Genomic DNA, 13,707 nt, shown 5'->3' on the forward strand with positions numbered 1-13,707 from the left:
GGCCGGCCGTCCCGTCCAGGGTAGGACGAGGCCGCCGCGGTGGTCAGTCGAGAATGTCGAGCGCGGTACCAGCCCGGCAGTGCGGACATGCGGGGACGCCCTCGGCGAGGGCCCGCCGCGCGGTGTCGGCGGTGGTCGGCGTACAGCCGGCACGGGTGTCCCAGCACTGCGCGGTATGCAGACGGACGGCGGGACGGCTGGTGCCGATCCCGTGCTCTATCAGCCACTCCGGAGGCGGCGGAGCCGCCTTGGGGCAAGGTAGGTCGGCGTGGGCATCCGAGGGTCGGCCCGCCGGGAGCCGCGCGGGCCGGCGAGGATCAGCGACCGCGCGACGGGGCACGCGACGGAGTCGGCGGGGTCGTGGGCCGGGGCGGTTCTTCAGTGGGCGGGGGTGCGGGTGTTTTTGGGGTGGTCGGTGATGTTGAACAGGCCGGCGGTGCCGGTGATGTAGAGGACGTGGAGTGCCGGGGGGCGCAGGCCGAGGAGTTCGAGGGTGCCGCCCTGCTCGCGGGCGCGTAGGCGCGTGGTGAGGAGCATGTTCAGGGCGGTGGAGTCCATGAAGGTCACGTCGGTGAAATCCAGGGTGAGCGTGTGGCCCCGCAGGTCGAGGGCGTTGATGGCCCGGCGGATGTGGGGGACGGTGTCGCAGTCGAGTTCTCCCGCGATCGTGATGACGGTTCCCGCCTCGTGTGTGCGTACGTTGATGCCAAGGGTGGGGACCATGGCCGGGTCCGCCCTTCATGCATGGGAGCCCATTACGGTCGGCTCCCATCAGGGGTGCGGAGGAGGCCGTGACGCGCGCGGCCGTCGGGGCTGCGCAAAGCCGAGCGAGACCCCCGCGCCGCCCCATGGTCACCTTCGGTCACCGCAAGGGGCGCGGGGTATTCCACCGGACCAGGCTTGATATCCCGTTTCTACCCGCTTTACGACCGCGCACCCGACGGGTACGCCGTCCGCGTCAACATGCGCAGTGACGTTTCGTGTCCTGGTGGAGTTGGGTGGCGAAAAGTGGTGGGCACGTCGGCGTCGGGGCGTGCTGAAACGTGTCAGGACCGGCACGCCCCGCTGGAGATCCGTGGACATCCTCACCCGTCATCGAACGGTGGGCACAAGCCTCGTCGTTCAGGTTCTCAGTCCGGTGGGTCCGGACCATCGAGCGGCCCGGACCCGGGAGATCGATCGTCTGGTCGGCGCGTACGCCCCCACCGTGCTGGTCATCGAGCTTCTGCCCGAGGCCGCGACCACCGCCGCGGTGTCGGCCGTCCTGCGCCTGCAGCGGCATGGCGGTGAGTTGCGTATTCCGGTGGCGGTGGCGACGCGTGTGGGGGCGGTGCGGCATCTGATCAGGGCGAACAGTCCGTCCATGCCCGTTCATGCGGAGGTCGGGGACGCGTTGTGGGCGGCACGAATCCTGGGCGCGGTGGTGGACGAGGCCGGCGGCACCGTCTCGGCCGAGCTGCCCTGACGAACCGGGCGCCAATCGGGGAGGGGGGCCCGGCGGTGGGTGCGGGGGACACCGGCCGCACGGCAGGCAGGCAACGGCTCTGGGGCCGGGATGGTCACGGGCGGGCGGTCGGCCGGTTGACGTTCGGCTCCGGACGCCCGGGCGCCTTACGCGTCCGTGGGGGTGGACTTGTCATCCGTTCGTCACCGCCACGCGGTGGTGGGGGGCGGGGCGTGGGACGGTGCGGGCGGGAAGCGTAGTGGGCCTCCCGGACAGGGCCCGGCCGGCAAGCCCCGTAGTCACGCCGGCCGGGTTCTGTCATGAACGGCTCGGGGGTGGTGCGCGGGTGGTCCGTGCTCGGGTGCGTACGGCTGGTGGAGGGTGGGGAGATGGTGTTGCGGCCGCCGGTGGAGCCGATGTTGGCGCAGGCCGCCGAAGCGATCCCGCCCGTACGTCCCCGCACCACCGCGGTGGCCTATGAGCAGAAGTTCGACGGACACCGGATGCTCGTCTTCACCCCCGACAGTCCCGGGGGCAAGGTGCTGCTCCAGACCCGCCGCGGCTCCCTCATCCAGGACGCGTTCCCCGATCTCGTCGCGGCGGCCGAGCGACTCCCGCACGGCCTGGTCCTCGACGGCGAAGTGGTCGTCTGGGATGTGGAGGAAGGCCGCTTGTCGTTCGAGGGGTTGCAGCGCCGGCCCACCGCCCGCGCCCGCACCGCCCCCGCACTGGCCGCCCGCATGCCCGCCCACTACGTCGCCTTCGACCTCCTTCAACAGGACGGCGTCGAGCTGCTCACGTTGCCCCAGGGGGAGCGGCGCCGGCGTCTTGAGGTGCTGTTCGCGGCCCGCGCGCTGACCGCCCCGTGGGCGCTGTGCCCGATGACCACCGACGTCGCCAAGGCGCGGGAATGGTTGGAGACCTGGACGGATGTGTCCGGCGTCGAGGGCCTGGTCGTCAAGAGCATGACGGGCCGTTACCTGCCCGGCTCCCGAGGCTGGACCAAGGTGCGCAGGCGGGACACCACCGAGGCGATCATCGGCGCGATCACCGGCACCCGCGCCCGCCCGCAGCTCCTGGTCCTCGGCCGCCACGACACCACGGGCCGGCTGCGGACGGTCGGCCGCACGGTGACCCTGCGCCCGGACCAGGCCCGCCACGTCGCCGAGCACCTGACCCCGGCCGGCCGGCGCCCGCTTCGCCGCCTGGAGCCGCCGCAACGTCCTCGACGCGGTGGTGGTGCGCCCCGACCTGGTGGCGGAGATCAGCGCCGACCGCTCCGTCGACCACGGCGGCGTGTTCCGCCACCCCGTGCGGTTCACCCGGCTGCGCCTGGATATGGGTGTCGATGACGTGCCCGGTTCGGGGCGGGGCCGGCCGCGGCCGCTTGATGACAGGTGAGCGCCAGACCTCAAGGAGGATGGGCCGAGGGCAGGACGTCGTCCGGGTCCTGCTTGCAGGTGGCCCGGGCGGGCCGGCCGTGGCCTAGACCCGCGCACTCCTGGCGTTGAGCCGTCGAGCCATGTGGCGGAGCAGGGCCCAGATCGCGGTGGCGTTGACGAGGGCGCTGACCAAGGTCGCACCGTAGAAGCCGACTTTGGACCACATGTCCGCATGACGGATCGAGCGGCGGCCGGCCTGCGGCTCCTGCTGCACACGGGCTGTGATGTGACCTGCTTCCACTGCCCGAAGGGCTGACCTGCCCTCACCGGCGGACCGGCCCCGGGCGAACGCCCCGGGCCGGTCCGTCCGTGACGGGGTATCCCCGTGCGCCGGCCGTTCAGATGGCCGTCTGGCGTTCGTCGGTGGTGGGGTGGGTGAGGGTGAAGATTTCTCGGGTGCCGGTGAGGTCGAGGACGTGGAGGGCTTGTGCTGGGGCGTTGTGGAGTTGGAGTTGCCAGCCTTCGGCGTGGGCACGTCGGCGGAGCAGGATGAGCATGGTGAGGCCGGTGGAGTCGATGAACGTCATGCGGGTGAGGTCCATGACCAGGGTCCGGCCGGTGAGGTTCAGTGTGCTGGTGGCGTGGGTGACCTGAGGACGCGTGTCGAGGTCGAGTTCCCCGACGACACGGATGATGGTGCGTTCGCGGGTCGGGCAGACGTCGACGTGGAAGGTGGTCATGGTGTGGCCGCCGATCCGAGGGTTGGAGCCCATCACGGTCGGCTCCCAGGTGGTGTGGGGCGGAGGAGGCCGTCAGGCGCACGACGTACGGGTCGTGCAAAGCCGAGCGAGACCACCCGTACCCGATGGCCGGCCACCCGTTGAGAGTGATTCGGTGGCATGGGGTCTCTCACCAGACCAGGCTGGTTGTTCTTCGAGCCTTACACGTCTTGGAGGAAAGCACCAGAACACCTGGTGGGACGGCCCTTGGCCTGGGCGGGCGTCAGGGGCCGGGCCGCCGGCCCTCGCGCCGACGGAACGACTGCGGCAGATGGCGGCGGCCCCTGGTCGCAGTGCCGCAGGACCGACGCCCTGGCTCGGGCATGCAACATCCGGCTGCGTTGTGCCGTGAACGGCTACCAGCGGTACCAGCGGCCGCTGCTGCCCTTGGGGCGGGCGACGAAGCCGACCAGCCACAGGACCAGGACGGCGATGGCGACCCACCAGAGAATCTTCACCGCGAAACCCGCGCCGAAGAGGATCAGTGCCAGCAGAAGAACGAGAAGCAGGGGAACCATGATTATCAACCTCCGAGGCACCGTGTGCCCCACCCCGCTCCGACCATGCATTCGATCTTATTTGCTTCTTATCCGCGCAGGTGGGCATGTGATCCCGCCGGTGTTCCAAGGTGGGGTCCCGTCCCCCGGGGAGGCCGCGCGGAGCTGCGGGCTGCCGCATCGGTGTCATCCGGCTCTTCCCGGACCGGTCAAGTGCCGGGCCCCCACGCATGGCCTGCCGACGGGTCAAGAGGCGCGCTGGTCGTGGCTGTTTTGGCGGAGCTGGTCGGTATGCCGGGTCATGTCGTCGATGCGGTCGGCGAGGGCTGAGTCCTTGGGGCGCAGGTGGGGTCGGGTGTCGGCCAGCGGCCGGACGAGTCGGGCCGCATCGTTGTCGCCGAGCGCCCGGTTGAGGTCGCCGATGGCGCTTTGTGCGGCGGTGGGCAGGTCGGTGAGGGCGGTGACCTCGCCGGCGAGGCGCCGGAGGTCGGCTGCGTGGTCGCGGGCCCAAGCGGTGACGGTGCGGTCGGCTGCGCGGGTGTCGCGGGTGGCCTGGACACGTTCTTCGCCGGTGGAGCCCGCCGCGCCGGGACGCAGCCGCAGATAACGGCGTTCCGCGGCCTGGCGGCTGGCGACTCCGAGAGGCCCGGCGAGCTCGGCCCAGCTGGCGCCCTCGCCTCGGGCGGTTTCGATCAGGCCGCTCTCCCAGCCGGCGAGCTGTTCGCGAACCTCGCGCAGCGTCAGCAGTGCGGCCAGGGCGGGGTGCGGGCCGGAGCCTGCACCCGAAGGTGCTGCGGCAGGCGTGTGCGCGGAGGCCTGCTGCGCGTCCCTCACGGACTGCTTGATGGCTTCCAGTGCCGCTGCGGCGGCGGGGAAGGGGACCGGTGTGGCCGGCGGGGCGGGTTCGGTCATGGGACTCGCCATCGTCTCGTCATCCCCAAGATGACTCCATACTTGTCATCGTGTCGATGACATGTTACAACGGATGCACGTTGAAGCGCATTGGCAGTTTCTGCCTGAACCAACTGGAGGTGTTTCGCGATGTTGATGCGCACTGACCCGTTCCGCGAGATGGACCGGATCGTCCAGCAGCTGTCGGGTACGTCCGGGACCTGGTCGAAGCCGTCCGTCATGCCGATGGACGCCTACCGAGAGGGCGACGAGTACGTGATCGCCTTCGATCTCCCCGGCGTGACCCCGGAGGCGATCGACATCGACGTCGAGCGCAACATGCTGCGGGTCAAGGCGGAGCGCCGTCCCGCCGCGAAGGCGGACACCGTGCAGATGGAGCTCTCCGAGCGTCCCCTCGGTGTCTTCTCCCGCCAGGTCGTCCTGGCCGACACCCTGGACACCGAGCGCATCCGGGCCGACTACGACGCGGGTGTCCTGACCCTGCGGATCCCGATCGCCGAGCGCGCCAAGCCCCGCAGGATCAGCATCGGTCGTGCGGACGGGCACAAGCAGATCTCCGGCTGAGCTTCGCCCGCCAGCCAGCGGCGGAGGGCGGAGGAGAGTCGATACCCCCTTCGGCACCCGCCCTCCGCACCCCCCTTGACCCCTTCACCTTCACCTTCACCCCTCTTTCCGGAGGTGACGTGATGTCGATGCGCAGGGAAGTGTTCCTGGCCCACGTCCAGGAACACGGCGAGTACGAAACCCCCGACGAGGCCGACCGCGTTGCCCGCGTCGTCCTGGCCCTGCTCGGCGCACACCTGGTCGGCACCGTGCGGGCCGAACTCGCCGCCCGCCTCCCCGAGACGTACGCCCTGATCCTCCTCAACCCGCTCCAGGCCGCGGAGCCCCTCTCACCGGAGCGGTTCGTCCGCGCGACCGCGGCCTGGATAGACGGCGCCACCGAGAGGACAGCCCTTTGGGACATCGGAGCGGTCCTGTCCACCGCGGCCGCCGCCGCGGGCGAGAACCTCATCCGCGAGGTCCTGCTTCAGCTCCCGCCCGGCTACGACCTCCTCTTCGGCCGCCCACAGCCCACCTGACCTCGACCCATCCGACCTCGGCCCGGCCGGCCATCGCCGGCCGCACCCTTCGCAGAGAAAGGCAACCGCCGGCCATGTACGACCAGCCGCGACCGAACCCGTCCCAGACGTTCATGACGTTCGACCGGATGCTGGAACGTGTGCGCTACGAAGGTGCCTACCCGACCCGCGAACGCGCCGCGGAAGCCGTCCACCACGTCCTGGCCGCCCTCGGCCGCCAGCTCACCGGCGACGAGTGCGCCGACCTCGCCCAATGCCTGCCCCCCGAAGCGGCCCTCACCCTGACCGCCCAGATCCCCGACACCGAGCCCCTCACCGGCTGGGGCTTCGTCAAAGACCTCGCCGCCCGCACCGGCGCGAGCCCGGCGATCGCCCGCTGGGACACCGGCGCCGTACTCGCCGTCATCCGCCGCCTCGCCGGACCCGACCTCCTCGCCCGCGTCATCGAGGGGCTTCCCAACGGCTACGCCCTCCTGTTCGGCCAGGTCGAACTGCGCCGGCCCCGGCTGTTGGCCGCGGCCGCCTGAGCCGTTGGCGAGGGCCCGCGGATGCCGTGCGGGGGGCCGGGGCGTGCGGCCGGGCCCCCCGCCCGAAGGGCCCGGGCAGCGGGCGCGAATCGGTTCAGGCGTCCGCGGAGGTCGGGTGGGGATGGAGGCCGGGGCCTGTGGGCGGGCCGGCCAGCGGCGTGGGGGAGAGGACGGAGGCGGCTTCCTCCCCTGTTTCCAAGAGGGTGTCGGCGGAGCCGACGATGAGGGGGTCGGGCTCGCCCACGGCCGATTCGTCCTTGCGGTCGTAGTCGATGCGCCACAGCAGACTTCGCATCGCCTCAAGACGCCCGCGCCGCTTGTCGTTGCTCTTGACCACCGTCCACGGCGCGGGCCCGGTGTCGGTCGCGCGGAACATGGCGACCTTCGCATCGGTGTACGCGTCCCACAGATCGAGAGAGGCGAGGTCGGTGGGAGACAGCTTCCACTGCCGGACGGGGTCGACCTGGCGAATCGCGAAACGGGTTCGCTGCTCGGCGCGCGAGACGGAGAACCAGAACTTGATGAGGATCAGACCCTCGTCCACCAGCATCTTCTCGAAGGCCGGACATTGGTCGAGGAACAGCTCGTACTGCCCCTCGGTGCAGAAGTTCATGACCTTCTCGACGCCGGCCCTGTTGTACCAGGACCGGTCGAAGAAGACGATCTCACCCGCCGCCGGCAGGTGCGCGACGTAGCGCTGGAAGTACCACTGCCCGCTCTCCCGTTCGGTGGGCTTGTCCAGGGCGACGATCCGCGCTCCGCGTGGATTGAGGCGTTCGGTGAAACGCTGAATCGTCCCGCCCTTGCCGGCCGCGTCCCGCCCCTCGCAGATCACCACCACCCGGGCGCCGGTCTCCCTCACCCACCGCTGCAGTTTCAGGAGCTCGATCTGCAGAAACCGTTTGTCCCGCTCGTACTCGGCGCGCCGGATCCTACGGTTGTAGGGGTAGTTCTCCTGCCAGGTCCGTATCGGGGCGCCGGAGGAGTCCAGCAGCACGGGTTGCTCCGGCCGGGAGTCGTCCACGTGCAGCCCGACCAGCAGGTTCTCGGCCTCGGGCCGCTTGATCTCCTCGCTGTTCACACCGTCCCTTTACCCTGCCTTGACCCTTGAATGCGGTCCGTACGCCACGGGTCGAGACAGGCCGACCGCCGGGTCGAACTGGGCTGGCCCGAGCCGGCCGCCGCCCGACCCGGATCGAGAGCGAGCCGGACATGCGTCGGGGCCGGGACCGCTCCTGCGGTCCCGGCCCCGACGCCTGCGAGCGGTCATTGCTTGAAGACGTCCTTGACCTTCTCCTTGGCCTCGCGGGCATCGCCCGTGGCCTGCTCCGTGCGGCCCTCGGCGGTCAGTCGCTCGTTGCCCGTCAGGCGGCCGGCAGTCTCCTTGAGCTTGCCCTTGGCCTGCTCCACCTTCGCCTCGGTCTTCTGCTCACCGGACACAGCTGATCACTCCCTCTTGGGCGGAAACGCCTTGCACAACCCCGTGTGGCCGCTGGAAGCGCTCGTAAACAGGCCGGCCGCAACAGGCCCTGCCGCCGCCTGGTGGGCCCCCGGGGTGAGGAGGAGGGCGTGTACGGTCTTACCGGCTTCGGGCCCGGGCGTCACGACGGGGTGGTGGGCGACGTCCTCGACCAGGCGCCGGGTCGAATCCGCCCAGCCTCTCGACCAGGTCGCCGCGGCTGGAATTCCAGACGGTGATTCTCGACGCCGCCCGCCGGGGCGGGCGGCGAGGCGCAGGGCGTAGGAGCCGCCACCGTGGCCCAGGGTGTTCGTCGCGAGCTCGGAGACGACCAGGACAACGGCGTCGGCCCCTCCCCGCCGATCACCGGGCGCAGGGTTCCTAGGAACGCTCGGGCGGCCCGGCGCGCCTCGGCGACGGCGGACAGGCGCGAGGGGCTGTGCGCTCGGGGTTCATCGTGGCATCACGGGCTCCGGGTTCTGCCGGCGGTATCCGGCTCCGCCGGCCCGGTCGTTGTGCCCCCGGCCCGCGACTGTTCAACCCGGCAGCACCCGATACCTCAGAAACACACACACAGAAATCTATGACGGCCGGAGTAGACATTGGGGGATCGCGTGGTTATGGTTTCTCTCGTAGCCCGGAGAGACCGAAGGGCCTGGCAGAGACGAACTGCCGGGCAGGCAGTACCAGCAGTACAGGCAAAACCCGTATGACGGTGCGGTGATGGAGTGTCGAAGCCAGAGCAGTTGCGGGTCGGCGACGGGACTGATCACCGGACCGGGTGGCCCGCAGTCATCAGGGGCGACCACAGGCAGTACGCAGTTAACGCGGTGGTGTAGTACCAGCAGTGAAATCAGTGAGCGGTACCTCGGTGAAGGCGTCGGGCTGCGGGCGCGCGCACCGGGAGGTCCGGCAGTGGGGTTCCAAGCCAGAGCAGACGCAGGATGGGCGACGGGGCTGGCTGCCGGAAGCGTGGCGCTTGGTCAGGCCGCGAGCAGTACGAACAGTTCGCAACATCCGCAGTACCGGCAGTTCCGAGTGGAGCAGTATCCGCAGTTCGCAGTATCAGCAGTTCCCGCAGGAATGCAGTTGATCATCCGAGGGATGAACGGAGGGATTGGGCGCCATCAGGATCGCCCGGACGGAGTGTCGAGTCCGGGTACCGCAGGACATCGTCAGTGAGGTGGTCTCCGGTCAAGCAACCGCGATCCCCGCACCCCGACAGCATCACCGTCGGGTCGGCGGACACAAAAGGCCGGCGCAGTACCAGGGCCGGTAAGTAGATGGTGTAAAAGTTCCTTCGGGGCCCTGGTGCCATAGGCACCAGGGCCCCTCCACGCGTTCCCGAAAAGGCGGTGCAATGACAGCAGAGAACCCCGACCACACCGGCCCGCTCCGAGGCCACCTGGACGACGACGACTTCCCCGCCTACACGATGGGCCGGGCCGCCGAGATGCTCGGCACCACCCAAGGCTTCCTCCGCGCCATCGGCGAAGCCCGCCTCATCACCCCCCTCCGATCCGAGGGCGGACACCGCCGATACTCCCGCTACCAACTGCGCATCGCCGCCCGCGCCCGGGAACTCGTCGACCAGGGCACACCGATCGAGGCGGCCTGCCGCATCGTCATCCTCGAAGACCAACTTGAAGAAGCCCAACGCATCAACGCCGAATATCGCCGCGCCACCGCATCGACGGGCACGACCACCGCAACCTGAGACGACGAGGACCTACGCCCTCCCGTACCGGTTCCGTCCCCCCGGTGGTCCGTGCCCTCACCCGGACCGTCGAGCCGACTCGAACCAACGCGGCCAAAAGCTCACGTCCGATGTTCTGGTTGCATATCCCCCGCGCCGATCGGCGCCGACCGCGGCGGAGTCTCGGATCACTTCTTGGCGCTGGGCACGGCCAAGGGTTCGCCCGGGGCCTTCTTCTTCGCCCGCTCCATCTGTTCGCCGAGTTCGGTGAGGCGGTTGCGGCCCATGGCCTTGCGCACGTCGGGGAACCACTCCTTCTCCTCCTCCTCGACGTGGTGGCGGACGTTCTCCATCAGCACGCTCATCTTGGCGTCGAATCGTTCGTCGGCCGCATCGAGGTCCTTGAGCTCGGAAAGCATCCACAGCACGACATGGTGCTCCTCGATGCTCTCCAGGACATGGTCCTTGGTGTCGGGCGCGGCCTCCCGGGCGGCCGGGTAGAAGATCTTCTCCTCGATCCAGGTATGCGTGGTCAGCTCGTCGATCACCTGGTCCGCGATCTTCCGTTTCTCCGCGTGAGCGCCATCACCGGCCTTCTCGAACTGCTTGAACAGCTTCTCGACCGTCTTGTGGTCTTCCTTGAGCAGCACGATCCCGTCCATCAAAACCTCCACGCCGTTCGCGGACCGGGGGCCGGATGGCCGCCCCGGCGCCATGTACCCGGACGTGGGGCCCCGGACGCGGCAGGGAAGGGAGCTTGGCCCGGACGGGGCATCTCCCTGCGCCGTACGCCGAAACCCGACGAAAGACGTCCCGTTCCGCTGATGCCCAAGCCCGGCATGGTGAACGGATTCGCCGGCCGCCCGGCGAAGTCTGTTCGCTTTCGCAGCGCGGCCCCCCCGTCGACATGGTCGCGTCGGCCGCCCGCGGTGACACGGCATGGCGGCATCACCTGGCACCCGCAACGGGCGGTACCCCCTGTACAGCGCCCACGTGGACGCCATTTGCCCACAGCGAAGTCGAAGCCGACCGCCGCGCAGTGCCCCGACCCATCATCGGAGCCGAGCGATCCATCCGGGGACTCGGTGCGATCGAGACGCCGTGCTTGCCCCATGCCGCAGGCCTTACGAAGGTGGTCGCATCCTCGACCGGGCCCGAGTCGTTGTTTTTCAGACCTTTGCCGCGATCGAAACGAGACACCTGAACACTCCGATCGAACTGCCACCTGCAGGCGTTGAGGCCCTCACTCACCTCAGGGGCCGGCGCGAGGTCAACACCCTTTCGCTGCCCTGATGGGGAAAGCCCCTTGACGCTCGTGCTGGAGGGCAATCTGACGCATGACGAGCTGCTGCAGACCCTGCCGCCGGACGCGACGCGCCTGATCGTGCACGAGCTGGCCTTCGCGAGTAGGGAAGGCGCGCGAAGGCACGAAACGCTGCTGATCCTGTGGGCCCCCTCGGAAGTCGCAGAGCGGCACGAGGGCTGCGCCGCCGGATACGCGGCCCTGAAGGAATTCCTGCCGGACGTCCGTGTTCATCTCATCGTTCGGCGCGGGCACGATCTGGAGTACGAACGCCTGGTAGAGCTCGCCGGCTGAGGAAGGGGGTCGGCATGGAGGTCCTGCCCGCGCGGTGCCGCAGAGAAGGAGCCGCATCCCACCCGCCGTCTGGGCTCGGGACGGTGATGGACAACCAGAGCCAACTCAAAGCGATCGCCGCGCTCACCGCCTTGCGGTCAGGAGCCGGCACCGCCTTCGTCTCGGACCTGCTGGCGGGGCTGCGGTGCCGGTCTCGTGGACGAGGCCCAGGGTGGGCTGGTCGAACCGGATTCGGTGGCTGGGTTCACGCTCTACCAAGGCGCGTGGGCGTGGATGGTTTTGCCGCCGGCGGGGGTGGGTTCGGTGTGCGTGTGGGTGGTGAGCCGATGGATGAGGTGCCATCCGTAGCCGCCGGTTCCGTCGGTTCGGGGGGTGTGGGGTTTCGGTGGGTGGGGGCTGGTGTCGGTGACTTGGATTTCGATGTGATCGTCGTGTAGTTCGAGGTGGAGGGTGGCCGGTCCGTTGGTGTGGCGGATGGCGTTGGTGACGAGTTCGGCGACGATCAGCAGGACCGCGTCCGGGTAGTCGGGTCGTGCGGGCGGTCGGGCCAGGGTGGCGTGGCGAAGGAAGTCGCGGGTGGCGTCACACGTCGTGCTGGTGGGCTGACCGGTGCGGGGGACTCTCTGGTCGAGGAGGGGCACGGGTGGGGCCACCGGGGCTCTCCTTCCGCGTCGCAGGTATGTACGGTCCCTGCCCTCTCTCCGTACGGATAGCCCCGTTCACCTCATCCGTCTTGGTCCTGCCCGCGCTCCTGGTGGGGTGTCCCTGCGGCGTCAGACGTTCCGGGGTCCACGCCAGTCGATGCACAGGACGGTCGCGTCGTCCCTTGGTGGCTGTCCGTCGTAGGCGTCGGTCACGGCGCCGACCAGGGTCCGGACGACTTCGCGCGGATGCTCGGCGGCTGTTTTGCGCAGGAGGCTGGGCAGATCGACGGTTTCGGCGTCGCGTTCCTGCATGCCGTCGGTGTGGAGCAGGAGGCGGTCGCCCGGTCGCAGGTCGAGGTCCTGAACCGTGTAGGGGCCTTTGAAGCCGGCGTAGCCGAAGGGCAGGTTCACGGTCAGGGGCAGCTCGGTGACCATTCCCTCACGCAGCAGGAGTGGCCAGGGGTGGCCGGCGTTGACGAGTTGGGCACCGCCGCCGTCCAGGGCGATGCGCAGGAGCTGGCCGGTGGCCGTGGTGTGCCGACCGTGGTCGATGAGGGCCTGGTGGACCTGGCGGGCCTGTTCGGCGAGGTCCGTCCCGGCGCGACGGGCGCCGCGGGAGGCGTTGACGAGGAGGGTGGCCATGAGCGCGGCGTCAACGTCGTGGCCCATGGCGTCGGTGATCGACAGGTGCAGGGTGTGGGTGTCGAGGCTGTAGTCGTAGGTGTCGCCGGCGATGGTGGAGGCCGGGACCAACGCTCCGGCGAGGGTGAACTGGGGGGCGTCGCAGGAGGGGGCGGTGGGCAGGAGCTGGCGCTGGATCTCCGCGGACAGACTGACCGGGGTGGTGCGGTTGCCCCAGTGGTAGAGGTCGGTGAACCGACGGTCGGTGACGATGATGTACGCCAGCGCGTGCGCGGCCTCCTCCACCTCGGCCAGCACCTGCGGCGTGACCTCGGGCAGGAACAGCTCCAGGACCCCGATCGGGTCACCGCGGTTGGTCACCGGCGCCAGGACCCGCTGCCCCTGCCCACCATCCGCGGCCAGCACCAGCCGCTGACCCCGCAGCACCTCGTCGTACACACTCCGACCGGACAGCCGGGCCTCCTCGGCACGGTCCTCGTGCCGCTCCGCCGCCGTGTCGTGAACGCGCAGCAGCCGCCGGCCGACGACATCGACGAACAGGAACGACACGGACCCTGCATCGAACCGGTCCCGCAGACTCCGCGCCACGACGTCGAGGGAGTCCACCGGCGCGGCCGCCTCCGCGGCCGCCAGCACCTCCGCCAGACCGATCCGATCACGCCCCACATCAGCCTCCACAGATCACGACCCGAACCCGGCCCGCCGGCACGGCACCCTTCATGCTGCGCCAAGGTCGACGTGAGTCGGCTTCACCAGGGGCTTCCCACTCGGGCCGCCCTCCGGATGCGCTAATGAGCTGTCTGCTCGAACGGCGTGCCCGAGCTGTCGAGGAGGGCGAGGAAGCCTCTCAGTGTCGCGGGTCCTGCTTGCACCATCGCGTGTCGACTGGCGGGCAACGCGTCGCGGAATTGCTCTCTGAGATTCCCGCCCGTCGCTGCGGTGGTGCTCGAAGCCTGCAGGGGCCCGCCCTGGCGCACATAGACGAGGTCGCGGCGTCTGTCTGCGCCTGCGTCCGCGGGGACCGCCTCGACACGCTGCATGCCGTG

Annotated in this window: 18 protein-coding genes; 7 read left to right on the forward strand and 11 right to left on the reverse strand. The window is 69.8% G+C overall.

The annotated features are described in order from the left end of the window. Positions 1 to 43 precede the first annotated feature (43 nt). Positions 44 to 340 (reverse strand): DUF6233 domain-containing protein, encoded by a 297-nt coding sequence (locus tag ACFVS6_RS38435; protein WP_389711176.1) that lies wholly within the window; start codon positions 338 to 340, stop codon positions 44 to 46. Positions 341 to 378: 38 nt separating this feature from the next. Then, on the reverse strand, positions 379 to 723 hold the full coding sequence (locus ACFVS6_RS38440) for an STAS domain-containing protein (protein WP_389711177.1): 345 nt from the start codon (positions 721 to 723) through the stop codon (positions 379 to 381). A 352-nt stretch (positions 724 to 1,075) separates the two neighbouring features. On the opposite strand from ACFVS6_RS38440, the gene ACFVS6_RS38445 reads away from it, so the two are divergent. Both ACFVS6_RS38445 and ACFVS6_RS38450 read left to right on the forward strand, forming a co-directional pair. Then, positions 1,076 to 1,465, forward strand: coding sequence for a hypothetical protein (locus ACFVS6_RS38445; RefSeq protein WP_389711178.1), 390 nt, complete (start codon positions 1,076 to 1,078; stop codon positions 1,463 to 1,465). Positions 1,466 to 1,764: 299 nt separating this feature from the next. Continuing rightward, positions 1,765 to 2,796, forward strand: a complete 1,032-nt coding sequence (locus tag ACFVS6_RS38450) for an ATP-dependent DNA ligase (RefSeq protein WP_389711179.1) — start codon at positions 1,765 to 1,767, stop codon at positions 2,794 to 2,796. 133 nt (positions 2,797 to 2,929) lie between these two features. Here ACFVS6_RS38450 and ACFVS6_RS38455 read toward each other — a convergent pair whose 3' ends face one another. From ACFVS6_RS38455 to ACFVS6_RS38470, 4 genes are all read right to left on the reverse strand, one after another. Then, positions 2,930 to 3,052, reverse strand: a complete 123-nt coding sequence (locus ACFVS6_RS38455; RefSeq protein WP_389711180.1) for a hypothetical protein — start codon at positions 3,050 to 3,052, stop codon at positions 2,930 to 2,932. Between the two features lie 172 nt (positions 3,053 to 3,224). After that, complete coding sequence (locus ACFVS6_RS38460) at positions 3,225 to 3,599, reverse strand: STAS domain-containing protein (RefSeq protein WP_389711181.1); 375 nt, start codon at positions 3,597 to 3,599, stop codon at positions 3,225 to 3,227. Between the two features lie 362 nt (positions 3,600 to 3,961). Beyond that, complete coding sequence (locus tag ACFVS6_RS38465) at positions 3,962 to 4,123, reverse strand: hydrophobic protein (RefSeq protein WP_267726032.1); 162 nt, start codon at positions 4,121 to 4,123, stop codon at positions 3,962 to 3,964. 225 nt (positions 4,124 to 4,348) lie between these two features. Next, the gene (locus ACFVS6_RS38470) at positions 4,349 to 5,014 is read right to left on the reverse strand and encodes an HSP18 transcriptional regulator (RefSeq protein ID WP_389711182.1); all 666 of its coding nucleotides are present in this window, start codon (positions 5,012 to 5,014) and stop codon (positions 4,349 to 4,351) included. A 129-nt stretch (positions 5,015 to 5,143) separates the two neighbouring features. On the opposite strand from ACFVS6_RS38470, the gene ACFVS6_RS38475 reads away from it, so the two are divergent. The 3 genes from ACFVS6_RS38475 to ACFVS6_RS38485 all read left to right on the forward strand — a co-directional run bounded on the left by ACFVS6_RS38475 (position 5,144) and on the right by ACFVS6_RS38485 (position 6,623). Then, on the forward strand, positions 5,144 to 5,578 hold the full coding sequence (locus ACFVS6_RS38475; protein ID WP_389711183.1) for an Hsp20/alpha crystallin family protein: 435 nt from the start codon (positions 5,144 to 5,146) through the stop codon (positions 5,576 to 5,578). 122 nt (positions 5,579 to 5,700) lie between these two features. Next, on the forward strand, positions 5,701 to 6,096 hold the full coding sequence (locus tag ACFVS6_RS38480) for a DUF2267 domain-containing protein (RefSeq protein WP_389711184.1): 396 nt from the start codon (positions 5,701 to 5,703) through the stop codon (positions 6,094 to 6,096). A 74-nt stretch (positions 6,097 to 6,170) separates the two neighbouring features. Further along, positions 6,171 to 6,623: a DUF2267 domain-containing protein gene (locus tag ACFVS6_RS38485; protein ID WP_389711185.1), complete on the forward strand. Its 453-nt coding sequence runs from the start codon at positions 6,171 to 6,173 to the stop codon at positions 6,621 to 6,623. Between the two features lie 94 nt (positions 6,624 to 6,717). Here the strand turns inward: ACFVS6_RS38485 and ppk2 are convergent, their stop codons facing one another. Further along, entirely contained in the window at positions 6,718 to 7,704 is a 987-nt protein-coding gene (gene ppk2 / locus ACFVS6_RS38490; protein WP_389711186.1) for a polyphosphate kinase 2, read from the reverse strand. Positions 7,705 to 7,889: 185 nt separating this feature from the next. Further along, positions 7,890 to 8,063, reverse strand: coding sequence for a CsbD family protein (locus ACFVS6_RS38495; protein WP_389711187.1), 174 nt, complete (start codon positions 8,061 to 8,063; stop codon positions 7,890 to 7,892). Between the two features lie 1,379 nt (positions 8,064 to 9,442). Here ACFVS6_RS38495 and ACFVS6_RS38500 point away from each other — a divergent pair. Continuing rightward, positions 9,443 to 9,799 carry a MerR family transcriptional regulator gene (locus ACFVS6_RS38500; RefSeq protein WP_389711188.1) on the forward strand — a complete coding sequence of 119 codons (357 nt, stop codon included), beginning with the start codon at positions 9,443 to 9,445 and terminating at the stop codon, positions 9,797 to 9,799. Between the two features lie 167 nt (positions 9,800 to 9,966). On the opposite strand, the gene ACFVS6_RS38505 is transcribed toward ACFVS6_RS38500, so the two are convergent. Next, on the reverse strand, positions 9,967 to 10,440 hold the full coding sequence (locus tag ACFVS6_RS38505) for a hemerythrin domain-containing protein (protein ID WP_389711189.1): 474 nt from the start codon (positions 10,438 to 10,440) through the stop codon (positions 9,967 to 9,969). Between the two features lie 653 nt (positions 10,441 to 11,093). Here ACFVS6_RS38505 and ACFVS6_RS38510 point away from each other — a divergent pair. Continuing rightward, a complete protein-coding gene (locus tag ACFVS6_RS38510) occupies positions 11,094 to 11,375 on the forward strand; it encodes a hypothetical protein (protein ID WP_389711209.1) in 282 nt (93 codons plus the stop codon). A 251-nt stretch (positions 11,376 to 11,626) separates the two neighbouring features. On the opposite strand, the gene ACFVS6_RS38515 is transcribed toward ACFVS6_RS38510, so the two are convergent. Both ACFVS6_RS38515 and ACFVS6_RS38520 read right to left on the reverse strand, forming a co-directional pair. After that, positions 11,627 to 12,028, reverse strand: a complete 402-nt coding sequence (locus tag ACFVS6_RS38515) for an ATP-binding protein (protein WP_389711190.1) — start codon at positions 12,026 to 12,028, stop codon at positions 11,627 to 11,629. Positions 12,029 to 12,148: 120 nt separating this feature from the next. Continuing rightward, a complete protein-coding gene (locus tag ACFVS6_RS38520; protein WP_389711191.1) occupies positions 12,149 to 13,327 on the reverse strand; it encodes a PP2C family protein-serine/threonine phosphatase in 1,179 nt (392 codons plus the stop codon). Between the last annotated feature and the right edge of the window lie 380 nt (positions 13,328 to 13,707).

Source organism: Streptomyces sp. NPDC057939 (assembly GCF_042887545.1).
Taxonomy (GTDB): domain Bacteria; phylum Actinomycetota; class Actinomycetes; order Streptomycetales; family Streptomycetaceae; genus Streptomyces.